The organism is Saccharibacter floricola DSM 15669, assembly GCF_000378165.1.
GTDB lineage: Bacteria > Pseudomonadota > Alphaproteobacteria > Acetobacterales > Acetobacteraceae > Saccharibacter > Saccharibacter floricola.
Map to the genome: position 1 here is coordinate 319366 of NZ_KB899333.1, position 21417 is coordinate 340782.

The 21417-nt window shown below is 50.8% G+C and carries 21 protein-coding genes; 18 read left to right on the forward strand and 3 right to left on the reverse strand.

Going from position 1 to position 21417, the window contains the following annotated elements:
- Positions 1 to 96 precede the first annotated feature (96 nt).
- The 7 genes from pdhA (at position 97) to F457_RS0101435 (ending at position 7713) form a co-directional block, all read left to right on the forward strand.
- On the forward strand, positions 97 to 1101 hold the full coding sequence (pdhA, locus tag F457_RS0101405) for a pyruvate dehydrogenase (acetyl-transferring) E1 component subunit alpha (RefSeq protein WP_018979343.1): 1005 nt from the start codon (positions 97 to 99) through the stop codon (positions 1099 to 1101).
- Positions 1102 to 1106: 5 nt separating this feature from the next.
- Positions 1107 to 2474 (forward strand): pyruvate dehydrogenase complex E1 component subunit beta, encoded by a 1368-nt coding sequence (locus F457_RS0101410; protein ID WP_018979344.1) that lies wholly within the window; start codon positions 1107 to 1109, stop codon positions 2472 to 2474.
- A 6-nt stretch (positions 2475 to 2480) separates the two neighbouring features.
- Positions 2481 to 3731, forward strand: a complete 1251-nt coding sequence (locus tag F457_RS0101415) for a pyruvate dehydrogenase complex dihydrolipoamide acetyltransferase (protein WP_018979345.1) — start codon at positions 2481 to 2483, stop codon at positions 3729 to 3731.
- A gap of 3 nt (positions 3732 to 3734) precedes the next feature.
- Entirely contained in the window at positions 3735 to 5141 is a 1407-nt protein-coding gene (lpdA, locus tag F457_RS0101420) for a dihydrolipoyl dehydrogenase (protein WP_018979346.1), read from the forward strand.
- Positions 5142 to 5146: 5 nt separating this feature from the next.
- Entirely contained in the window at positions 5147 to 6124 is a 978-nt protein-coding gene (lipA, locus tag F457_RS0101425) for a lipoyl synthase (RefSeq protein WP_018979347.1), read from the forward strand.
- The gene (locus tag F457_RS0101430; RefSeq protein WP_018979348.1) at positions 6124 to 6573 is read left to right on the forward strand and encodes a type II toxin-antitoxin system RatA family toxin; all 450 of its coding nucleotides are present in this window, start codon (positions 6124 to 6126) and stop codon (positions 6571 to 6573) included. The genes lipA and F457_RS0101430 overlap by 1 nt, the downstream gene beginning before the upstream one ends.
- 843 nt (positions 6574 to 7416) lie before the next feature.
- Positions 7417 to 7713, forward strand: coding sequence for a hypothetical protein (locus F457_RS0101435; RefSeq protein WP_018979349.1), 297 nt, complete (start codon positions 7417 to 7419; stop codon positions 7711 to 7713).
- A gap of 77 nt (positions 7714 to 7790) precedes the next feature.
- On the opposite strand, the gene F457_RS11855 is transcribed toward F457_RS0101435, so the two are convergent.
- Positions 7791 to 9731, reverse strand: a complete 1941-nt coding sequence (locus F457_RS11855) for a lytic transglycosylase domain-containing protein (protein WP_018979350.1) — start codon at positions 9729 to 9731, stop codon at positions 7791 to 7793.
- Positions 9732 to 10212: 481 nt separating this feature from the next.
- Here F457_RS11855 and F457_RS0101445 point away from each other — a divergent pair, with 481 nt between their 5' ends.
- Positions 10213 to 12585, forward strand: coding sequence for a TonB-dependent receptor (locus F457_RS0101445; RefSeq protein WP_018979351.1), 2373 nt, complete (start codon positions 10213 to 10215; stop codon positions 12583 to 12585).
- Between the two features lie 43 nt (positions 12586 to 12628).
- On the opposite strand, the gene F457_RS11860 is transcribed toward F457_RS0101445, so the two are convergent.
- A complete protein-coding gene (locus tag F457_RS11860; protein ID WP_018979352.1) occupies positions 12629 to 13228 on the reverse strand; it encodes a YjbE family putative metal transport protein in 600 nt (199 codons plus the stop codon).
- Positions 13229 to 13496: 268 nt separating this feature from the next.
- Between F457_RS11860 and purB the strand changes: the two genes are divergently transcribed.
- The 10 genes from purB (at position 13497) to F457_RS0101500 (ending at position 20949) form a co-directional block, all read left to right on the forward strand.
- The gene (purB, locus tag F457_RS0101455; protein ID WP_018979353.1) at positions 13497 to 14831 is read left to right on the forward strand and encodes an adenylosuccinate lyase; all 1335 of its coding nucleotides are present in this window, start codon (positions 13497 to 13499) and stop codon (positions 14829 to 14831) included.
- A 110-nt stretch (positions 14832 to 14941) separates the two neighbouring features.
- Positions 14942 to 15706, forward strand: a complete 765-nt coding sequence (gene purC / locus F457_RS0101460) for a phosphoribosylaminoimidazolesuccinocarboxamide synthase (RefSeq protein WP_018979354.1) — start codon at positions 14942 to 14944, stop codon at positions 15704 to 15706.
- Positions 15703 to 15945, forward strand: coding sequence for a phosphoribosylformylglycinamidine synthase subunit PurS (purS, locus tag F457_RS0101465; RefSeq protein ID WP_018979355.1), 243 nt, complete (start codon positions 15703 to 15705; stop codon positions 15943 to 15945). The genes purC and purS overlap by 4 nt, the downstream gene beginning before the upstream one ends.
- Positions 15942 to 16355: a Rap1a/Tai family immunity protein gene (locus tag F457_RS0101470; RefSeq protein WP_018979356.1), complete on the forward strand. Its 414-nt coding sequence runs from the start codon at positions 15942 to 15944 to the stop codon at positions 16353 to 16355. The genes purS and F457_RS0101470 overlap by 4 nt, the downstream gene beginning before the upstream one ends.
- Positions 16352 to 17053, forward strand: coding sequence for a phosphoribosylformylglycinamidine synthase subunit PurQ (gene purQ, locus F457_RS0101475; protein WP_018979357.1), 702 nt, complete (start codon positions 16352 to 16354; stop codon positions 17051 to 17053). The genes F457_RS0101470 and purQ overlap by 4 nt, the downstream gene beginning before the upstream one ends.
- On the forward strand, positions 17050 to 19251 hold the full coding sequence (gene purL, locus F457_RS0101480; protein ID WP_018979358.1) for a phosphoribosylformylglycinamidine synthase subunit PurL: 2202 nt from the start codon (positions 17050 to 17052) through the stop codon (positions 19249 to 19251). Before purQ ends, purL begins: the two co-directional genes overlap by 4 nt.
- 2 nt (positions 19252 to 19253) lie before the next feature.
- Positions 19254 to 19487: a BolA family protein gene (locus F457_RS0101485; RefSeq protein ID WP_018979359.1), complete on the forward strand. Its 234-nt coding sequence runs from the start codon at positions 19254 to 19256 to the stop codon at positions 19485 to 19487.
- Positions 19488 to 19610: 123 nt separating this feature from the next.
- Entirely contained in the window at positions 19611 to 19946 is a 336-nt protein-coding gene (gene grxD / locus F457_RS0101490; protein ID WP_018979360.1) for a Grx4 family monothiol glutaredoxin, read from the forward strand.
- A 165-nt stretch (positions 19947 to 20111) separates the two neighbouring features.
- Entirely contained in the window at positions 20112 to 20405 is a 294-nt protein-coding gene (locus tag F457_RS0101495) for a hypothetical protein (RefSeq protein WP_018979361.1), read from the forward strand.
- A gap of 52 nt (positions 20406 to 20457) precedes the next feature.
- A complete protein-coding gene (locus F457_RS0101500) occupies positions 20458 to 20949 on the forward strand; it encodes a hypothetical protein (protein ID WP_018979362.1) in 492 nt (163 codons plus the stop codon).
- Between the two features lie 84 nt (positions 20950 to 21033).
- Here F457_RS0101500 and F457_RS0101505 read toward each other — a convergent pair whose 3' ends face one another.
- Positions 21034 to 21417 (reverse strand): YraN family protein, encoded by a 384-nt coding sequence (locus tag F457_RS0101505; protein WP_018979363.1) that lies wholly within the window; start codon positions 21415 to 21417, stop codon positions 21034 to 21036.

Below are 21417 nucleotides of genomic sequence, written 5' to 3' on the forward strand. Positions count from 1 at the left end.
TGGTCGTGGTCATGGGATATCGGTGCTCTAGTATTCCATGACCTCAGAAGGTAAGACTACATCATTATCAGAGTTTACTAACCCTAGGAGACTGCCATGGGTGTCACGGCGGATGCGCCTATTCCGCAGAATGGACCGGCGCTATCACAGGAAGAGATGGAGCGTGCCTACAGGGAGATGCTTCTTGTCCGTCGTTTTGAAGAAAGGGCTGGACAGCTTTACGGTATGGGGGAAATTGGCGGTTTTTGCCATCTCTATATCGGACAGGAGGCTGTCGTTGTCGGTATTGGCTTAGCGATGAAAGAGGGTGACCCTTCCATCACGTCATATCGTGACCACGGCCAAATGCTTGTTGCGGGCATGACAGCCCGTGGCGTCATGGCAGAGCTCACCGGACGATCAGGCGGCTATTCTCACGGTAAGGGTGGCTCCATGCATATGTTCTCCCGTGAGAAAGAATTCTATGGCGGTCACGGTATTGTGGGGGCGCAGGTTTCTTTGGGAACAGGGCTGGCCTTTGCAAGTGCGTATCGTAATGAAGACCGCGTCTCGATCGTCTATATGGGTGAGGGGGCGAGTAGCCAAGGTCAGACTTTTGAAAGTTTTAACCTAGCTGCGTTGCACAAGCTTCCATGTCTGTATGTGATTGAAAATAATCGCTACGGAATGGGGACAGCGATTGAGCGTGCTTCAGCATCCAAAGACCTTTCCAAAAATGCGGCACCTTGGGGCATTCCGTCTCGCAAAGTAGATGGCATGGATGTTGCTGCTGTGTATCTGGCTGCCCAGGAAGCGCTTGAGCATTGTCGCTCTGGCAAGGGGCCGTTCTTGTTGGAGATGGAGACCTATCGTTATCGTGGGCACTCCATGTCGGATCCGGCTAAATATCGCCAGCGTTCCGAAGTGGACGAGATGCGCCGCACGCGTGATCCCATTGAAACTTTGAAAGCGGAAATGACTAAGCACGGGATTGATGATGCCTTCTTTAAGGCCGTAGATGCCGATGTGAAGGCGGTTGTGAAAGATGCCGCTGACTTTGCCGTAACGAGCCCAGAGCCAGATGAATCTGAGCTATGGACTGATGTGTTGGTGGGGGAATAATCATCATGGCTTCTTCGATTTTAATGCCGGCTCTGTCCCCCACAATGACAGAAGGAACCCTCGCTCGCTGGATCAAAAAAGAAGGTGATCAGGTAAGCTCTGGTGACGTTCTTGCGGAGATCGAAACCGATAAAGCGACGATGGAATTAGAGGCGATTGAGGACGGTGTTCTTGGTCGTATCCTCGTGCATGATGGTGCTGAGCATGTCGCGGTGAATACGCCAATCGGCGTCTTGCTTGAAGAAGGTGAGGATGCGTCGGCGGCTGATACTGTGAACCTTGCTGAGGGCGGTGACGATAAAACCGCGCCCGCTTCAGAAACGTCCTCCTCTTCAGCGCCCACAGCGCCTGTTGCAGCGCCTTCTCCGGTTGCAGAACCAGAATGGGGTGAGACAGAAGAAATCACTGTGCGTGAAGCATTGCGTGATGCGATGGGTGCCGAGATGCGCCGTGATGGTGACGTCTTCCTGCTGGGGGAAGAGGTTGCTCAGTATCAGGGGGCTTATAAGGTCAGCCAAGGTTTGCTGGATGAATTCGGCAGCAAACGCGTAATTGATATGCCCATTACTGAACATGGCTTTACAGGGATGGCGACCGGGGCGGCCCTAACGGGATTAAAGCCGATTGTCGAGTTCATGACCATGAACTTCTCTCTTCAGGCCGTGGATCACATTATCAATTCTGCTGCGAAGACGCGTTATATGTCAGGCGGTCAGATGGCTTGCCCAATCGTGTTCCGTGGCCCTAATGGGGCGGCAGCGCGCGTTGGGGCGCAACATTCACAATGTTTTGCAAGCTGGTACGCGCATATTCCGGGCTTGAAGGTTGTGGCACCATGGTCTTCCGCTGACGCGAAGGGGCTTCTACGGGCCGCTATCCGTGACCCGAACCCAGTTGTTGTGTTGGAAAATGAGATTCTCTACGGGCAGAAATTCCCATGCCCGGTAGCAGATGATTTCGTTCTTCCGATTGGTAAAGCGCGTATTGAGCGTGAGGGAAGTGACGTAACGCTTGTGGCGTTCTCCATCATGGTTGGTGTGGCGCTAGAGGCAGCCGAGGAGCTTTCCAAGCAGGGGATTGAGGCAGAAGTCATCAATCTGCGCTCTCTGCGTCCGTTGGATACAGAAACCATTGTGAACAGTGTTAAGAAAACGAATCGCATTGTTTCTGTTGAGGAAGGCTGGCCAGCTGCGGGAATCGGTGCTGAAATTTGCACGGTTGCCGTTGAGCAAGCCTTTGATTGGCTTGATGCACCGCCGTCTCGCGTGTGCGGGCTTGATATTCCACTGCCTTATGCGGCTAATCTTGAAAAGCTGGCACTGCCCAAACCAGAATGGGTGGTTGATGCTGTGCGCAAGCAATTAGGGGACTGATCTTTCATGGCGACTGATATTTTGATGCCCGCTCTGTCCCCCACAATGAAGACGGGGACGCTGGCGCGTTGGTTGAAGAAAGAAGGCGAGACAGTTGCAGCTGGTGACCTGATCGCTGAGATTGAGACTGACAAAGCAACGATGGAAGTGGAAGCGGTTGATGAGGGGATCATCGGTCGCTTGCTCGTTTCTGAGGGCACGCCTGATATTGCTGTAAACACGCCGATCGCCATTTTGGTTGAAGAGGGTGAGGCCGTGCCTGATAAGCCGGTGGGTGGAGGCGAGCCCTCAGCAGAGGCGTCTCCTGCTCCAAAAGCCTCGGCTCCTGAAACTCCGGCAGCACCAGCTCAAGAGAAGAGTAGCCCCGCCGCGCCGATGGTGGAGAAGGGGAAGCGGATCTTCATTTCCCCGCTTGCACGACGTCTGGCCAAAGAGCGCGGCCTTGATATTGCGACCTTGAAGGGGACGGGGCCCAATGGGCGTATTCTCCGTCGTGATATCGACAATGGAGCCGTCAAAGCACCGGCTCCTGCGCCGGCAGCGTTGGAAGAGCCGTCCGCCAAGAGTGGGGCCGTTCAGTCGGTGTCCCATTCAACCATGCGGAAGGTCATTGCGCGCCGCCTGACGGAATCGAAAACACACGTTCCGCATTTCTATGTCTCGGTTGATATTGAGCTGGATGCGCTGTTGGCGCTGCGAAGCAAGCTGAATGCGAGCCTAGAGGCTGAAGGCCTCAAGCTATCAGTGAACGATATGATGATCCGTGCGGTTGCTTTAGCGCTTAAGAAGCAGCCGGGGCTTAATGTGCAGTTTACTGAGACGGAAATGCTGCATTTTGATGATGCAGATATTGCGATGGCCGTTTCTGTGCCAGACGGCTTAGTAACACCGATTATCCGGCAAGCGGATAAGAAGTCGTTGCGGCAAATTAGTGTGGAGGCACGCGATTTAGCAGGACGTGCGCGTGCAGGGAAGCTCGCTCCAGAAGAGTTCCAAGGCGGTACATTCTCTATCTCCAACATGGGCATGTTTGGCGTGAAGGATTTCGCAGCTATTCTCAACCCACCTCAGGCAGCTATTTTAGCGATCGCTTCTGGTCAAAAACGCCCTGTCGTGCGTGATGGTGAGCTGGCGATTGCAACGGTCATGACCGTTACCTTGTCTGTCGATCATCGTGCTGTTGATGGGGCATTGGGTGCACAATGGCTCAACACGCTGCGCGACCTTGTTCAAAACCCTTATTCCCTGGTGATCTAAGCCATGTCTGACCTATTTGATCTGATTGTGATTGGTGGTGGGCCGGGGGGCTATGTGGCCGCTCTGCGCGCCAGCCAGCTTGGTATGAATGTCGCTCTGGTTGAGAGCACGCATATGGGGGGGGTGTGCCTTAATTGGGGATGTATCCCGACCAAGGCACTGCTGCGTTCGGCTGACCTTTACCATACGCTGCATCATCTGAAGGACTATGGTCTTTCGGCTGAGAACCCATCATTTGATCTGCCAAGTGTCGTCAAGCGTTCCCGTGGTGTTGCGACCCGTATGGGCCGTGGTGTGGCGCACTTGCTCAAAAAAGCGAAAGTTAGCACTTTTGATGGTCGTGCTCAGCTCGCTGGCCGGCAGGGGGATGCTCATAAAGTTGCTGTCATGAAGGATGGCCAGAAAACGGCAGAGATTCAGGCCCCTCATGTTATTTTGGCAACGGGTGCGCGGGCGCGTCAGCTCCCAGGGCTGGAAACGGATGGTAAGCACATCTGGGGAGCGCGTGAGGCGATGACCCCTGATGTGCTGCCTAAAAAGCTTTTGGTTATTGGCTCGGGCGCTATTGGTGTTGAGTTCGCGTCTTTCTATCGTGATCTCGGATGCGAGGTCACGATTGCCGAAGTGGCTGATCGCATCATGGTGGCAGAAGACCCGGAGATCAGTGCTCAAGCGCGCAAAGCCTTTGAAAAGCGTGGAATGACGATCCATACCAACACGAAAGTTGGGCCGCTACAGAAGGGGGAGGACAGTGTCTCGACAACGCTCGAAACGCCTGATGGAACGGTTGATCTGACAGTGGATCGCGTTATCTGTGCTGTGGGCATTGTTGGTAATGTGGAAGAGCTAGGCCTTGAGAAAACACGGGCCAAGGTTGACCGCACACATATCCTCACCGATGAGTTCTGTCGGACGGATGAACCGGGTCTTTATGCGATTGGTGATGTCGCAGGGGCGCCATGGTTGGCTCATAAAGCGAGCCATGAGGGGGTTATTTGCGTCGAAAAGATCAGTGGCCGCTCTCCAGAGCCTCTGCATGCGCTCAATATTCCAGGCTGCACTTATTCTCATCCACAAGTAGCGTCTGTTGGGCTGAGTGAAGAGAAGGCTCGTGCAGCAGGCTATCGCGTTAAGGTGGGACGCTTCCCATTCCTTGCAAACGGAAAAGCCGTTGCGATGGGTGAGCCTGACGGTATGACCAAAACGGTGTTCGATGCGGAAACAGGCGAGCTGCTTGGTGCGCATATGATCGGCCCTGAGGTGACGGAAATGATCCAAGGCTATGTGATTGCTCGCACGGGGGAGTTGACCGAAGCCGAGTTGAGTGAGACCGTTTTTCCCCATCCGACGATCTCGGAAACGATGCATGAAGCGGTTCTTGCCGCCTATGAGGGTGCTTTGCACATCTAAGTCTTATGGCCCAACGTATTGTGATCAACCATCAGCGTGAGCGAGAAGCGGCGATGCGCCATCCTGAAAAGGCGCATCGTCCCGATAACCCTATCCAGCGGAAGCCGGACTGGATACGCGTGAAGGCACCGGGGGGGAACCCCGCTTATCACGAAACGCGGGCGTTGATGCGCGAGCACAAATTGACGACAGTGTGTGAAGAGGCGGCTTGCCCTAATATTGGGGAATGCTGGTCTAAGCGTCATGCCACCATGATGATTATGGGGGAGATTTGCACGCGGGCCTGTGCGTTCTGCAATGTGACGACAGGGCGCCCTCATCCGCTTGATCATGATGAACCGCAGCGCGTTGCTGAAGCGGTTGCGACGTTGGGCTTAAAGCATGTTGTGCTGACATCTGTTGATCGTGATGATCTTCCTGATGGTGGGGCACAGCATTTTGCACGTGTGATTGAGGCGATTAGAGAGACCTCACCAGGAACGACGATTGAAATTCTAACCCCAGATTTTCTCCGTAAAGATGGGGCTCTTGAGGTTGTCGTTCAGGCGCGGCCGGACGTGTTTAATCATAACATCGAGACCGTGCCGCGGCTTTATCCCGGTATTCGGCCTGGGGCACGTTATTATCAGTCTATTCGCTTATTGGATGAAGCAAAGCGGCTTGATCCGTCTTTATTTACCAAGTCAGGGCTTATGCTAGGGCTGGGGGAAGAAAAGGCAGAAGTTGGACAGGTAATGGATGATTTCCGCATTGCGGATGTCGATTTTATTACCTTAGGGCAGTATTTGCAGCCTTCTGTGAAACATGCACCCGTACGTCATTTTGTGACGCCCAATGAATTTGCAGATTATGCAGCATGGGCACGGGTAAAGGGTTTTTTGCAGATTAGTGCATCACCACTCACACGATCATCCTATCATGCTGACCGTGATTTTGCTGAATTGAGAGAGACACGGCTACGTCGCTTGAAAGGGCAGGATTAATGCCGTCACATAACGAAAAGCGTGTTATTCCCTACACGCCAGAACAGCTTTTTGATCTTGTTGCTGACATTGAACGTTACCCAGAATTCCTGCCATGGTGCATTCGTGCGTCTGTCCGTTTACGCACAGAGCAGGAAATGCTGGCTGATTTAACCGTAGGTTTTGGCCCTTTTCGTGAGACGTATACAAGCCGCGTCACCTTAGAGCGGGCTCATCGCATCGTTGTGCGTGCTGAGAGAGGGCCGTTTAAATATCTGAGTAATCAATGGATATTTGAGCCCGATGAGGGCGGGTGCCGCGTTGGGCTTCATGTTACTTTCGAGTTCCGCTCGCTCTTGCTTCGTAATGCGATTGGGATGGTTTTTGGTGAAGCCGTGAAACGTATGGTCAAAGCGTTTACTACACGCGCTCGTGCTATTTATGGGCCATCACCTTTTGAAAACAATTAGGAAGGTAAGCAGTGCTCATAGTAGGCGTCAGGATAATTAGTTTTTAGCCGGCATTTTAAAGAATCCAAACATGATGGTTCTATGCGGGTCAGTAAAATCATAGTTCATTCCTAGGTAGCGCTTGAAATTTTACCCAGAGAAGGTGACGTGTTTATTGCGTTACGATAGATTGTCCGAGACGCAGAAGCGGACTCCAGAAATGAGGCAACTATTTCTATCCAACAACTATGATGGGAAATGGGCTCAAAGGCCGCGGGCATGGTGGTTGGTCGTGTAGTTGTTCATAGGTAGGCCGAAGCAGGGAATATAGAATATGCTTTGATCTCGCTTTAGAGAAGAAACACTCTTCCTGAAGCATGAGCTCTCTCGACGGGAAGCGCTAAGGAAATGGTAAGTATCCCTCAAAGAGGAAGGTGCGAGAGTTAAGAACTTGGCTCTTCGCGCGGAGAAGGGTTCATGGTTTTTTTCGGCTAGTCCAGACGTTATCACAGGTGCATCTTCTCCGATTCTTCATCTCACTAGATTATATTGGGCTCTGGAGATGATTGGGTTTATAGGGATGGGGAAGAGCTGTTTTATTCTTAGATTTTCCTGCTTTGGCCAAAAACAAGGGAGCTGGTTAGGTTGCGCTAGAAGTAGTAGGTCACACCGTGCTTATTAGTGAGACATAGAAAAGACCAGTAATCCTCTAAATTTTAACAGATCTGAGGGCAAATAAATGCAGATCTTAAAGTGAGCTGTCTTAAACATGTCTAGGATGTAATGCTTTAGGTTATTGTTTTAATAAGGTTCTCGCTTTAAGGTGAAACTGTCTTGTTAGAAGAAGATGATTGAGGAGGATTTATGAAAAAGCTATCTCTGTCCGCTATTGCGCTGATGGGTCTGACCGCTGCTGCTGCTCCAGCTCTTGCTGCTCACCATGGTCACCATCATCACAAAAAATGTGCGATGCATCATGGTAAGAAGGGTGCTGGTAAGGCTGCTCAGAACACTGCGGGTGACAACAAGTCTTCTGAAGATCTGAACGCTTCTTCTTTGCAGAAAGCTCAGACACCTTCAGCACCACAGGCTCCTAGCGCGCCAGCAGCTCCTGCTGCACCACAGGCTCCTAGCATGCCAGCGGCGCCACAGGCGAACTAATCTTTACGATTTTCGTGAAGAGGAAGAGAAAGGGCGGTTCTTTGGAGCCGCCCTTTTTTGATGAGTCCTTCGCTTAGTTAAGGACGAGAGGATAAGGCGTAGAGCGCCATATCTGTTTCAATATGCTCAATATAAAAACGTGTTTCTTGATAAGGCACTAACATGACCCAGTGTAGTAACTGGTCGTCATCTGTCTCAGTATGCTCGTGTTCGGGCAGGGGGATGATAGGGTCATTATTCCACTGATGAACGCGACCCGGCCCAGCATTATAAGCGGCAAGGGCATAGGGAAGGATATTGTCGAAACGTTGGAGCAATTCCTGAAGATAAAATTGGCCCAATGTCATATTAAGTGACGGGTTCGTAAGGCTTTGTGCGGTTACTACTGAGGTGCTGATGTTATGACGGCGGGCTGTCAGCCGGGCGGTACCGGGAAGGAGTTGCATGAGGCCGACAGCTTGGCGTGGGCTCATGACGGTAGGGTTCGCACTACTTTCTTGCCGGATAAGTGCCGCTGTTAGCCCAGAAGGAAGTTGTATAAAGGGGAGTGATGTGAGCTGGGCGGGTGATGGATACCCTGTCGGGTACAGGGCTATCCCATGACGGGCTAAGGCACGCGTTGCTAAAATAGCAGGCTGAGGAAGTTGGAGAGCGTGAGCGAGGTCGGCAACAGCTTTTTGATCAGCGTCTTTTCGTGTTTGTCCTTGAAGAAAGCTTAAAAACAGCGTGGATTGTGTATCATCGCCTTGGTCATGCAAGAGGCGAGCGGCTTCAGCGAGGTCGGGACGTATAATTTCCCCTGTCGAGACAGTCGGAAGGGCGTCTAGATGCTGTTGAAGAGCAATGAGAAAGGCATCGGAGCGTGTGGATTGGTTCAGAAAAGGGGAGTGCGTTAATCGTGCTAGGGCAATCTGGCCGTAAAAGGTCGTTGGGAATGCGCTTGCTTTTTCATAAAGCTTTTGGGCAGCTTGTCCGTGATGCAGAGCTTCCTCGCTCCGTGCGCTCCAATAAGCGCCGGCTGCACGTGCTGTGAGTGTCGGAGCGCTAAGAAGTGGCTGCAAGAGTGTAGAGGCGCTCGCAGGTTCATTAAGCAGAACAAGGTGGATATAGGCTCCTAACAGATGTTCTTCTTGCTCGGCGACTGTCGGAACAGAGCGTGTTTCTGCTGAGATAAGGAGCAAAGCTTGAGTGGGATTGTTTCCGCCTGATTGGCGCAGAAGGCACCGGGCTAGGGCCAATCGCTCATTGATCCAGGCTGTGTGTTTTGCGAGTGCTTGCTGTTGCTCAATCAGTAAACCGACGCTTTGCCAGAGCTGAACAGCTTCATCATAGCGGTTCTGACGGCGAAGATATTTCAGCCGTAAGAGCAATAAGGTTGGTTCATAAGATTGTGTCGCTTGGGCGTATAAATCGTCTGCGTTGTCTTGATTAAAACGTAGGGCAAACCGTGCGCGTGCTTGCTTTTGTTCGGACGGTGTTAGACGGTCAATTTGCCGTTGGGCGCTGGTCTTTTGGCCGCTTGTTTCAAGGTGAACGTAGCGGTTCCATTGATCGGACGGGGTCAATAATGTGCCATACTGGTGGAGGAAAGCATGTTCATCATTACCATTGACAGAGGACACCCATAAAGCGCGAGCGCGTGCTGTCACGTCTTTTAAAAAAGGAGCGCAAACGGTCAGCGTTTGCCATTGAGTGATGGGGAGAGAAGGGCAGAGAGCTGGGCGGTCTGCGGCTGCGTCATCACTGAGCAGAGCATTTTGATAGCGCCATGATAGACGGTTTTGAAGAGGCCAGATCTGAGGGTTTTGGAGAAAAGAGGCATAACGTTTGGCTGGAAGGTTGGAGCCATCAGAACCTGTCAGAAGTTGCCATTCGTGCAGTCGTGTGGCGATAGTTTGGGTATCAACGGTATCTGCCGCTTGGGTCGTGGGGACGAGAGATAGAGATGCCCCTAAGAATAGGAGAGGTAAATGGCGCCTAGCAAAAGCGGCTATAGGGCCAGAGATCAAAATGGACATAGATGATGAGACCTCACTCTTAGCCTTCCCCAATACTCACTATTGAGAGATAGCATGAGATGTTTGTCAAAGCATAGAAGGTTAGACTGGGAGAGCTGGAGACTTTCGTAAGTTTTTGAAGATGTTTTAGCAAAGGCAGAAGCCTGTATGAGAGTTCTTCATCAGCTTGTGTGAGCGACTATTGGAGAGCTGGTGTCAGTCAGACGGTTAGCTAGCTGTCCGCATTTATAGACAAGGCAAGATATTGTTGGTCAGAGATAGATCGCTCACTGTCTCTATTCCTGACTAATCGGCAGAAGGCATTTAGGAAGGAAGATAGGTACAAAACTGTCATAATAATGATATATAAAATGTGATTTCTTTAAATACTATCATTGTCATAAGTATGTCATGGAAGCTTCATTAGAAGTTCACACCCTTTTCCATTGATGAAGATTACGGTGCTGATCGTTGCGTTTCTTCATCTTTTGATAAGGTTATGATGTCTATAAACGGTAAGATGGCCTTCACAACAGGCCTCGTTAGTGCGTGCTGCCTTCCTCTCTCAGCGTTGTCACAACCCGTTGTCGAGAAGCAGCATGCCTATGCTTCCGCGCACACCGCTCGTACAAAAACGCAGCGTCCAGCGAAACGCCCTAGGCATCCGCGCTCTATGCAAGCTCATCATAACGAAACGCTTCTCGTTTTGGGTGGGGGGCAAGCGCGTCAAACACAAACATTGTCGCGTTTAGCATTGACGGAAAACCCACCGGGTACAAATCCGATGAAGGCGCTTTCTAAGCTGCCAGGTGTGATGTTTACGAGTTCAGATCCCCTAGGATCATATGAGTGGTCTCAGCAGATTGTTATCCGCGGTTTTGACCAAAGTCGCCTTGGTTTCACGATGGATGGGATACCACTGGGGAACCAAGCTTATGGAAACACAAATGGGCTCTCCATTGGGCGGGCACTGCAAACAGAAAATAACGGCCCGTCAACGCTTGCTCAAGGGGCTGGGTCTGTATCGGTTGCGGCTTCGAATGACCTTGGTGGGGCGTTGCAATTTACCTCTATTGATCCTTCCCATAAATTTGGTGTCGATGTTGCAGGTTCTGTTGGTTCGGCCTCCACATGGCGTTCTTTTATGCGGGTCAATAGTGGTGATTTACCTGGTGGAGGGCGGTTCTACGTTTCATATAATCATCAGGGTGCGAATAAATGGAAAGGGAATGGTCAGCAGATACAAGATCAGGTTAACGTTAAATATATTCAGCCTCTGGGTAATCACGTAAAGCTGACGCTTTTTGGGGATTGGTCTAAACGGAAAGAAAACGACTATCAGGATTTATCATTATCGTTGATCCAGAAGCATGGCTATCGGTGGGATAATATCACCAAGAATTATGCTCTCGCTCAGGATATCGCACGTGCTTACCAAAATGGCACATCATTTCCGGTTGGGTTTGGGAGCCAAGACGATGCGTATTTTAATTCTGCTGGGTTGCGTCAAGATGCGTTGGGTTATGGCAAGTTAGACATTGATTTTACCTCACGTTTAAAAGGCTCCATCACGGGTTATGGTCATATCAACTCTGGTGAGGGTGTATGGCCAACGCCCTATGTCGCAACGCCTGCAGATCTTGGTGGCTCGTCTATGTCAACGCGTACGACGGAATATGATATTCATCGCACAGGTTTTATTGGCTCGCTCCAGTATCATATCGCTAATCACCATATTGAAGGTGGTTTTTGGTTTGAAAATAACTCTTTTGAACAAGCGCGCCGTTTTTATCCGTTGTCAGAGCTGGGTGCACCATCTTCGTTGCATTGGTATAACGGTAATTCCTTTAAAACGCAGTGGGAAAGTAGTTTTAATACCAAAACATACCAAGTGCATTTGGGGGATGTGTGGACGATTATCAAAAAGCTTAACCTGACCTATGGGTTTAAGTCCCTCATTGTTGATAACCAAGCGAAGGCGATGAGCGGGAATGATCGTGGCACACCAACAGGCACAGTGTACCCATCGGGATCATTGAGTGCTTCTAATGGCTTTTTACCGCAGATTGGCGTGCGGTATCGTTTAAATCGTCATCATGAAATTTTCGCTGATTATGCACGAAATATGGCTTCCTATGATAGTGCACAAACATCAGGGCCTTTTTCGACAACGGCAGCGGGGTTCGCATATTTAAAGAACCGTATCCATCCTGAAATGTCTCACACGGAAGAGCTGGGGTATCGTTTTCAAAATAAAACAATACAAGCCTCTATTACAGGGTATTACGTGGAATTTCAGAACCGCCTTCTCTCTGTCACGCAAGGGGTTGGTATCCAGGGGAATGCTTCTGTGTTGACAAATGCGGGTGGTGTGACAACCCGTGGAGTTGAAGCGGCTTATAATTGGCGTTTTGCGGATAATTGGTCGCTCTTTATGTCCTATGCTTTTAATGATTCACGCTATGATAATAATGTTTATGCAAATGGGCAGATGAGCGCTGCTATCCGAGGGAAGAAGGTGGTGAATACCCCGCGTAACCTTGCAAATGTGCAGCTTGGGTACGACGATGGAAGCATCTGGGGCAATGCGTTAATGCAGTTTCAAGATAAGCGCTATTATACCTATACGAATGACCGTTCTGTCCCTGCTAATTACGTGTTTAACTTGAATATGGGGTATCGTTTCCACGGCAATGTCCCATGGATGCGTGGTTTAGAGCTGCAAGTGAATGTTACGAACTTGTTGAACAAGCGCTATGTGGCCACTGTTGGGAGCAATGGCTTTGTCAATAGTGACCCTCAAGGAACCTTTCAAACTCTCCAAGCGGCAGCACCACGCATGGTGTTCTTCACTATTCGGAAGCATTTTGGCTGAGTGCTGAAGCCGTTTAGCGTTGCCGGTGTAGTCGGCAACGCTTTTAGTGGGCAATATAAGGCCAAAGAGCATGGCAACCATGGACGATCAGTCTGATGCTAACGCAAAAAAGAACGGCTAATCCCATCCAGCTGAGCCAAGGGAAACGTCTGAGAAGACGGATCGCACTAATGGAAGCGATGATCATAATGAGAACAGACAGCGCAACTCCAAGGGAGAGTATCCACGGGTGCTCAATGGATACGCCTGCAATAGCGATGATGTTGTCGAAGCTTACAGCAAAGTCAGCAATGACAATGTTTAAAATAGCTTCGCCTAAGTAAGCCGAGCCTCTTACTCCTTCTAGGTAATTGGGGTTTTGGAGGCGTCGTAGAATCTTCCAGCAAACCCATAAGAGCAGAATTCCCCCGAGGAGGGTCAGGCCGATTGTCGTGAGGAGGTGGCTCGCAATCAGCGTAAGGCTTATTCGCATGATGGCGGCAAAGCCAATGCCGAACGCGATTGCCAAGGCTCGTTGTTGTTTAGAGGGTAAGTTTCGGGCGGCAAGAGCGATGACAATAACATTGTTGCCGGCAAGAGCGAGGTCGATGAGAATAGTCCCAGTGAGCCGGAGGCCCTCTTGTAAAAACATCGGAAGAGCCACAACCTGTTCCTTTCATCGCGATTGCTCTCAGTAGAACCGTGCGCTGTCATTGCCCATCAAAGATGAGGTTCAGGAAAGACGAAAGAGCGCTTACGGGGCCGTATAACATAGATATATCGCTAAAATCCTACCGTAAAAACCTATGCGTTAAAAAGCGTAAAACTGTGGCAAAAAAAGCGAACAAAGCATGTGTTTTTTGATAAGCTCTGGGCAAAAGAGTGTAAGTTGGTTAAGCAGACGTTGATCGCTTTTTCTGCCGGAGTTACTCATGGTTCCCCGCTATTCTCGCCCCCGGATGACGGCCATTTGGTCGCCTGTTAATCGCTATCGCATTTGGTTTGAGATTGAAGCTCTTGCCTGTGAAGCGATGGCCCGTCGGGGAGATATCCCCAAAGAAGCTGCGGAAATTATCCGCACAAAAGGTGATGCTGCCCTTGCTGCCTTTTCCGATGCTGACCTTGCGCGCATTGACGAGATCGAAGCTGAAACACGTCATGATGTCATCGCGTTTTTGACATGGCTTGCTGAGAAAGTCGGGCCTGAAAGCCGCTTTGTTCATTTGGGCATGACGTCATCGGATGTGCTTGATAGCTGCCTTGCTGTTCAGTTGACGCAGGCTGCTGATATCCTCCTTGAGGATATGGACACGGTGTTGGCAGCGCTGAAGAAGCGGGCCTATGAGCATAAGCAGACGGTTACGATTGGCCGTAGTCACGCCATCCATGCAGAGCCTACGAGCTTTGGTTTGAAATTGGCAGGACATTACGCTGAATTTGCACGTAATCGCCGCCGCCTTGTTGCAGCGCGTGAAGAGATTGCCGTTTGTGCCATTTCTGGTGCGGTAGGCACATACGCTCATATTGATCCCGAAATTGAGCAGTATGTTGCTGAGCATTTGGGTGTGAAGGCGGAAACGATTTCATCGCAGGTCATCCCACGTGACCGTCATGCCGCCTTTTTCTGCACACTTGGTGTGATTGCAAGCAGCATTGAGCGTTTGGCTGTGGAAGTGCGCCATCTTCAGCGTTCAGAGGTGCGTGAAGCGGAAGAGTTCTTCCATGCTGGGCAAAAGGGAAGCTCAGCCATGCCGCATAAGCGGAACCCGGTTTTGTCTGAAAATCTGACCGGTTTGGCTCGTTTGATTCGCTCATATGTGACGCCAGCACTGGAGAACGTGGCTCTATGGCATGAGCGTGACATCAGCCATTCTTCCGTTGAGCGTAATATCTGCCCAGATGGCACGGTCACGCTGGATTTTGCGTTGGGCCGCCTTGCTTCCATGATGGAAAAATTGGTGATCTATCCCGACCAGATGCTCGCCAATGTAGAGAGCCTCGGTGGGGTTGTTCATTCAGGCGAGGTGCTGCTGGTGCTCGCACGTGCCGGTATCTCGCGTGAAGATGCGTATAAGATCGTTCAGCGCACCGCGATGGCCACATGGACGAAGCTTGGGACAGAGGAAGGGAAGACCTTCCGTGAGAATCTGGAAGCTGATCCTGATATCGCTGGGCGAATTGATAAGAAAGTGCTGGATGATGCGCTTGACCCGGCACGGCACCTTCGCGCTGTTGATCAAATTTTCGATCGCGTTTTTGCTGAATAAGTTTGGGGTTGTTCGCCTCTCTTAAATTATCGCGTTGTTGCACCTGCTCATTTTCTTTTAGAATGGGCAGGTCATTTCTGACTGCATCTCAAGTAAGGATGGAACCCATCATGGCCCGCCGTCGTCAGATTTATGAGGGAAAAGCGAAGATTATCTTCGAAGGCCCCGAGCCCGGAACTGTCGTCCAGTATTTTAAGGATGACGCTACAGCTGGTAATGGTGCGAAGAGTGGCACAATTATTGGCAAAGGTGTGCTTAATAACCGGATTAGCGAGCATCTTATGCTGCGCTTGAAGGATGTTGGCATTCCAACGCACTTTATCCGCCGCCTCAATATGCGTGAGCAGTTGGTTAAAGAAGTTGAAATTGTGCCCTTGGAAGTTGTGGTTCGCAACGTCGTGGCAGGCTCCTTATCCAAACGTTTTGGTCTCCCAGAAGGGGAACGTCTTCCACGCACTTTGGTGGAATATTACTACAAGAATGATGAGCTTAATGATCCACTTGTCTCTGAGAATCATATTGAGACATTCCAGTGGGCTCATCCTCAGGAATTAGAGGATATGCAGGCTCTTGCTTTGCGCGTGAATGACTTTCTGTGTGGGTTGTTCGCTGCCGTGGGTATTACCTTGGTGGACTTTAAGCTGGAGTTTGGTCGTCAGTGGGAAGGCGATGAGATGCGGCTTGTGTTGGCAGATGAAATTTCTCCCGATAATTGCCGTCTGTGGGATGCACGGACGAATGAGAAGATGGATAAAGACCGTTTTCGCCGTGACATGGGACGCGTAGAAGAAGCCTATCAAGATGTGGCGCGTCGTTTGGGCATTTTGCCAGAAACGGGCAACGGAGAGAATGTGACAGTGGAGAGCATGCAATGAAGGTTCGGGTTTTTGTGTCCTTGAAGGAAGGCGTTCTGGACCCGCAGGGCAAAGCTGTTGGCCATGCATTGGCGTCGCTTGGCTTTAAGAATGTTGGTGATGTGCGTATTAGTCGCGTTGTTGATCTCGACGTGGCAGCAGAAACAGCCGATGAAGCCCGTAAAGAAGGCGAAGCAATGGCCAAGGCTCTGCTGGCTAATGAGGTCATTGAGGACTTTAAGGTAGAGGTGGTCGCATGAGTAAGATGACCCGTGCGGGCCTCTTTTTGGCGTCCGGTGTTGCGTTCTTCTCTTTAGGGCAGGCGGCACATGCACAGCGTGTCTCTACCGTGACGGGAAAAACGCTTGGGGCGATGTGCTCACAGAAGAAGGGCGTTGCCCTGTGTGATGCGTATCTTTCTGGCGTGATGGATAGTGAAGTGTGGTCTCATGACTATGCTGCGCTCAACCATGACGGTGCACCAACAGCATTCTGCGTGCCTAAAGAGCAGAAGACCCCGCAGGTGCGGAATGTTGTTGTGGCGTGGTTGGGAGCGCATACAGATGCTCTGTCCCAGCCTGCGGGAAAAGGCGTTTATCGCGCCCTTCATGAGAATTATCCGTGTGGTTCTACTGTGAACACACCGGCGACGTCAGGAGGGAAGAAATGAAAGCAGGTGTCGTTGTCTTCCCAGGGACAAACCGGGAACGCGACATGGCCCATGCCCTGACGCTGGCTTCTGGCCAAGCTCCTAAGATGCTGTGGCATCAGGAGGAGAGCGTTGATGGGTTGGATCTTGTCATCATTCCCGGTGGTTTCAGCTTTGGGGATTATCTACGCAGCGGTGCGATGGCGGCTCATTCCCCCATTATGACCGCTGTTCGGCGTTTTGCTGAAAAAGGTGGGTATATTCTCGGAGTGTGTAACGGCTTTCAGATTTTGACGGAGGCGCAGCTTCTTCCCGGCGCTTTATTGCGTAATGCAGGGATGCGGTTCCTGTCCCAAGACTGTCATCTCAAGGTAGAAGGGCGCGATAGCATCTATACCAAAGGTTGGTCCGCTGGAGATGTGTTCCGCACGCCGATGGCTCATGGCGATGGTAATTATACGGCGAGTCCTGAGATGCTGGATCGCTTAGAAGGCGAGGGGCGCGTTGCGTTCCGTTATTGCCGTGAAGACGGCCATGTGCAGGCTGATGATCCGCACATTAACCTCAATGGTAGTGCACGGGCGATTGCGGGTGTGTTGAGCGAGAATCGCCGTATTTGCGGTATGATGCCTCATCCTGAAAATCTGACGGACCCGGCCATCGGGGGAACGGATGGTTTGCCCCTCTTTAAAGCGATTGTGGAGGCTTTTGGCGTATGAGTCTGACCGTTGATGGTGAACTGGCGCGCTCCTTCGGGCTGACGGCAGAGGAATATGACAAGGTGCTGGCCATTATGGGGCGGACACCAAGTCTAACAGAACTCGGGATTTTCTCGGTGATGTGGTCGGAGCATTGCTCTTACAAATCATCACGGAAGCATCTTAAAACCCTCCCAACTAAGGCGCCTTGGGTTATTCATGGGCCCGGTGAAAATGCCGGTGTGATTGATATTGGTGATGGGTTGGCTGCCGTCTTTAAGATGGAAAGCCACAATCACCCATCCTTTATTGAGCCGTACCAAGGGGCAGCCACAGGCGTGGGCGGCATCATGCGTGATGTCTTCACGATGGGGGCCCGTCCTGTTGCAAACCTTAATGCTTTGCGTTTTGGGGATGCGGAAAATGTCGATACACGGCGCGTTGTTGATGGCGTTGTGCGTGGTATTGGCGGTTATGGGAACTGCATGGGCGTGCCGACCGTTGGGGGAGAAACCAACTTCCACCGTGCGTATAACGGCAATCCGCTTGTTAATGCGATGACGGTGGGGATCGCTCAGAAAGACCGTATCTTCCTTTCAGCAGCGGCAGGGATTGGTAATCCTGTTGTCTATGTCGGGTCGAAGACCGGGCGAGACGGGATCCACGGTGCGACGATGTCTTCGGCTGAGTTTGATGATGAATCAAGCTCCAAACGGCCAACCGTCCAAGTAGGCGACCCGTTCACTGAAAAGCTGTTGGTGGAAGCATGCTTGGAGCTAATGGCGACAGATGCGGTGATCTCCATCCAAGATATGGGGGCCGCTGGGCTGACTTCTTCGGCTGTGGAAATGGCCAGTAAGGGCGAGGTCGGGATTGATCTGGAGCTTGACGAAGTTCCGCAGCGTGAAGCGAATATGCTTGCCTATGAGATGATGCTGTCGGAAAGTCAGGAGCGGATGTTGATGGTCCTGCGTCCTGATCGGACAGAGCAGGCTCGCAAGATTTTCGAGAAATGGGAGCTAGACTTCGCTGTTATCGGTCATCTGAGCGATACTGGGCGGATTACCGTGCGCCATAAGGGGAACGTTGAGGCTGATATTCCGCTTGGTCCGTTAGCCGACGAAGCGCCGATCTATGATCGTCCAGCGCTCAATAAAGAACCCCCCGCGTATCTGACACCGCCGGCAGACCCAGTTGGGATTGAAAAGGCGCTTGAAACACTGATTGCGTCGCCAGACCTCGCATCACGGTCATGGATCTGGAATCAGTATGACAGTACGGTTCTAGGGCAAACGGTGAAGCGGCCTGGGGCAGCTGATGCGGCGATTGTTCGCGTTGAAGGCACATCTCGCGGTCTTGCGATGACCACGGACTGCACTCCACGTTATGGGCAGGCTGACCCGTATGTGGGTGGTTTGCAGGCGGTTGTTGAAGCATGGCGCAATGTGACGGCAACCGGAGCACAGCCTCTAGCGATGACCGATAACCTGAATTTCGGTAGCCCTGAAAATCCTTATATCATGGGGCAGTTTGTCCAAGCGATTAAAGGGATGGGCGAAGGGGGCCGTGCGCTTGATTTCCCCATCGTGAGCGGCAACGTCTCGCTTTATAACGAGACACGCTCTGATACAGGGCTGACATCGGCTATTCTTCCCTCACCAGTGATCGGTGCTGTGGGTGTGCTGGATGATATCGCGCAGGCCGTTGGTTTAGCGATGCCTGAAGAGGGTGAGCTGCTTCTTGTCGGTGAGACATGGGGTGAGCTTGGTCAGTCTTTGTGGCTGCGTGAAATTTGCGGTCGCGAAGAAGGGGCGCCACCACGGATTAACCTCGTTGCCGAGCGCCGGAATGGGGACTTTGTCCGCCAGAAGATTCGTCAAGGGGCGATTAAAGCGTGCCATGATGTGTCAGACGGTGGGTTGCTTGTGGCCATCGCTGAAATGGCTATGGCGAGTGGCGTTGGGTGTCACTTACAGTCGCATCCACGTGAGCTGTCACTGCATGCTTACTGGTTCGGAGAAGACCAAGCACGGTATGTGATTGCGACGTCTCACGCCGAAAAACTGATGGAAGAGGCTGAAAAAGCAGGTGTGCCGATCCGCCGTTTGGGACATATTGGTGGTTCTGACCTTCGCTTTGCTTATGGTACCCGTCTTGACGTGAGTCATTTAAAAGCGCTTAACAACGCTTTCTTTTCACGTTTTATGGGAGAAGGCTGATCATGCCCATGCCCGCAACTGAAATTGAGCGCACCATTCGCGACGCGTTTCCGGATGCGCAGATTACTGTGCAGGATCTAGCGGGTGATGGTGATCACTATGCCTGTGAGGTTGTTAGTGAGGCTTTCCGTGGTGTGCCACGTGTAAAGCAGCATCAGATGGTTTACGCGGCTTTTGGTGGACGTGTTGGCACAGAGCTACACGCGCTCGCTGTTAAAACGCGCACGCCTGAGTAACCTCCTATGATGACCAAGGGGTGGTTCTCTTGACATTGCAGATGGTGAGCCCATTTGTATGCGAGATATCTTCCCCTTTTTATACGTGCTTCTCTTTCATGAGGAGTCAGAAGGATCTGTCAAATGAGTGACGAAATCTTCCAAACCATTCAAAGCCTGATCGACACGCATCCTGTGATGCTGTTTATGAAGGGCGATAAACTCTTCCCACAATGCGGCTTTTCTGCGCGTGTTGTGCAGATTTTAACCCATTTGGACGCACCGTTTGAAACGGCCAATGTGTTAGAAAGCCCCGAGCTGCGCCAAGGGATTAAAGACTTCTCACAATGGCCAACGGTTCCCCAATTGTATGTGAAGGGTGAATTTGTTGGTGGTTGTGACATTATCACCGATATGTATCAAAGCGGTGAGCTAGAGAGTCTTTTGGCCGAAAAAAATATTGTGAAAAATACTGATTAACGACATTCGTTGCTTTTATCAGAAGCGAAGAGGGGATGCTCCTATGAAGGGGGAATCCCCTCTTTTTGTTTTTTAGGCTGTTTCCTCTGGTCATGGGAGGAAAATCCTGTTTTATAGAAGGGGCTATCCGAATAAAGCTGTCCCGTAGTGGCTGGAGGGGTGTAAATGTCGCGTTACTGGAAAGGGGGGGTGTTCCTCGGTATGATGGGGATCGCCTGTGTTGTTGGTTCTTCAGCGCGTGCTGACCGTGTGCTGACGGATTATGAAGCCAGTAAATTGACATTTAGTGCTCTTATCGCTCCACCTTCGCATTATTATCACGCAACGCAAAAACGTAAGAAAACGACGACGACGCGTCTTGCACGTCTTCATCGTAAAGGAACTGCCATTCGTACGGTGGCTTACCGTGGGCATGTTATTTCGCGCCATAAGCGCAATACCCACCATCGCCGGGGGTAATTTCTGGGGGACACTCTAAGAGGAAATTTCAGAGAGACTAAGAGATTTTTATATGACAACAGACCAGAAATTTTTTACATATCGCATATTATCTTATCCTGATTTTAGGAATAATGTGTGTGAGATTGAATTTAATGATACTGATTTAAATCATCATGTGATTGGATTCCTTTCTTGTGATGATGTTCTTTGTGTTCATCTCGAAGAAAATATATGTTTCCCCTATACTACGTTCTTCGATGGTATGCAAAATGCGGTTCGTGCTCTTTATTCTGCACAGGGAGATGGGTTTGGCCGCCGATATATTGAAGCTCATCATGGAGAGGAAATTCGAAAAGCTGGTTTTGACACAATTACCGATTTTATTTCTTATATTATTGAAAATACAGATCATCGTCTTGACCATGAAGATATCTCTTACCTTATTTCTTGTCCTAAAGAAGGACCTTTTATGGTCGTGAAATTGGTAATGGAAGAGGGATATTACAATGTTAAAGATGCTTTTTTTGCAGGACGTCATTATCTAGATCGTTTAGAAAAGTAGCTTTCAGCGAAGTCGTAGGAAGAGCGTTCAAGTCAGGAGCTACTAGGGGAGCTTTTGGCTAGAGGCTGGAAGGCATCTAGTTTCTTACATTAAGCGTAGAGCATCTTCTATATGCCGGATATGCTGAGCGTGATCAGTAAGGATCACATCAAAGCGTGTATTAGGCTTTTGCCAGTGAGGATAGCACTCCAGTACATAAGAAAAAGCGGCGAGTAGGCGTTGGGATTGGCGCGTGGTCAGTGCATATGCACAGTCTGCCGAGCGTTGTCGGTATTTGACTTCTACAGCGATGAGCCAGTCGTCATTACCAACAATCAGATCAATCTCACCGTGAGGTGTTTTGAGGCGTTGGGCAAACGCGCTGAAGCCCTGCTCTGTTAGGAATGAAAGAGCCAGTTTTTCAGCGTGAAGGCCATCGCGATAAGCATGGCTTCCCCGTCTCCGACGAGACGGGGATGGGCGCGTCAT

Excerpts from the sequence above, each read along its gene's own strand:
- pdhA (WP_018979343.1), top strand. The coding sequence starts at position 97 with ATGGGTGTCACGGCGGATGCGCCTATTCCGCAGAATGGACCGGCGCTA.
- F457_RS0101410 (WP_018979344.1), top strand. The coding sequence starts at position 1,107 with ATGGCTTCTTCGATTTTAATGCCGGCTCTGTCCCCCACAATGACAGAA.
- F457_RS0101415 (WP_018979345.1), top strand. The coding sequence starts at position 2,481 with ATGGCGACTGATATTTTGATGCCCGCTCTGTCCCCCACAATGAAGACG.
- lpdA (WP_018979346.1), top strand. The coding sequence starts at position 3,735 with ATGTCTGACCTATTTGATCTGATTGTGATTGGTGGTGGGCCGGGGGGC.
- lipA (WP_018979347.1), top strand. The coding sequence starts at position 5,147 with ATGGCCCAACGTATTGTGATCAACCATCAGCGTGAGCGAGAAGCGGCG.
- F457_RS0101430 (WP_018979348.1), top strand. The coding sequence starts at position 6,124 with ATGCCGTCACATAACGAAAAGCGTGTTATTCCCTACACGCCAGAACAG.
- F457_RS0101435 (WP_018979349.1), top strand. The coding sequence starts at position 7,417 with ATGAAAAAGCTATCTCTGTCCGCTATTGCGCTGATGGGTCTGACCGCT.
- F457_RS11855 (WP_018979350.1), bottom strand. The coding sequence starts at position 9,731 with ATGTCCATTTTGATCTCTGGCCCTATAGCCGCTTTTGCTAGGCGCCAT.
- F457_RS0101445 (WP_018979351.1), top strand. The coding sequence starts at position 10,213 with ATGTCTATAAACGGTAAGATGGCCTTCACAACAGGCCTCGTTAGTGCG.
- purB (WP_018979353.1), top strand. The coding sequence starts at position 13,497 with ATGGTTCCCCGCTATTCTCGCCCCCGGATGACGGCCATTTGGTCGCCT.
- purC (WP_018979354.1), top strand. The coding sequence starts at position 14,942 with ATGGCCCGCCGTCGTCAGATTTATGAGGGAAAAGCGAAGATTATCTTC.
- purS (WP_018979355.1), top strand. The coding sequence starts at position 15,703 with ATGAAGGTTCGGGTTTTTGTGTCCTTGAAGGAAGGCGTTCTGGACCCG.
- F457_RS0101470 (WP_018979356.1), top strand. The coding sequence starts at position 15,942 with ATGAGTAAGATGACCCGTGCGGGCCTCTTTTTGGCGTCCGGTGTTGCG.
- purQ (WP_018979357.1), top strand. The coding sequence starts at position 16,352 with ATGAAAGCAGGTGTCGTTGTCTTCCCAGGGACAAACCGGGAACGCGAC.
- purL (WP_018979358.1), top strand. The coding sequence starts at position 17,050 with ATGAGTCTGACCGTTGATGGTGAACTGGCGCGCTCCTTCGGGCTGACG.
- F457_RS0101485 (WP_018979359.1), top strand. The coding sequence starts at position 19,254 with ATGCCCATGCCCGCAACTGAAATTGAGCGCACCATTCGCGACGCGTTT.
- grxD (WP_018979360.1), top strand. The coding sequence starts at position 19,611 with ATGAGTGACGAAATCTTCCAAACCATTCAAAGCCTGATCGACACGCAT.
- F457_RS0101495 (WP_018979361.1), top strand. The coding sequence starts at position 20,112 with ATGTCGCGTTACTGGAAAGGGGGGGTGTTCCTCGGTATGATGGGGATC.
- F457_RS0101500 (WP_018979362.1), top strand. The coding sequence starts at position 20,458 with ATGACAACAGACCAGAAATTTTTTACATATCGCATATTATCTTATCCT.
- F457_RS0101505 (WP_018979363.1), bottom strand. The coding sequence starts at position 21,417 with ATGACGCGCCCATCCCCGTCTCGTCGGAGACGGGGAAGCCATGCTTAT.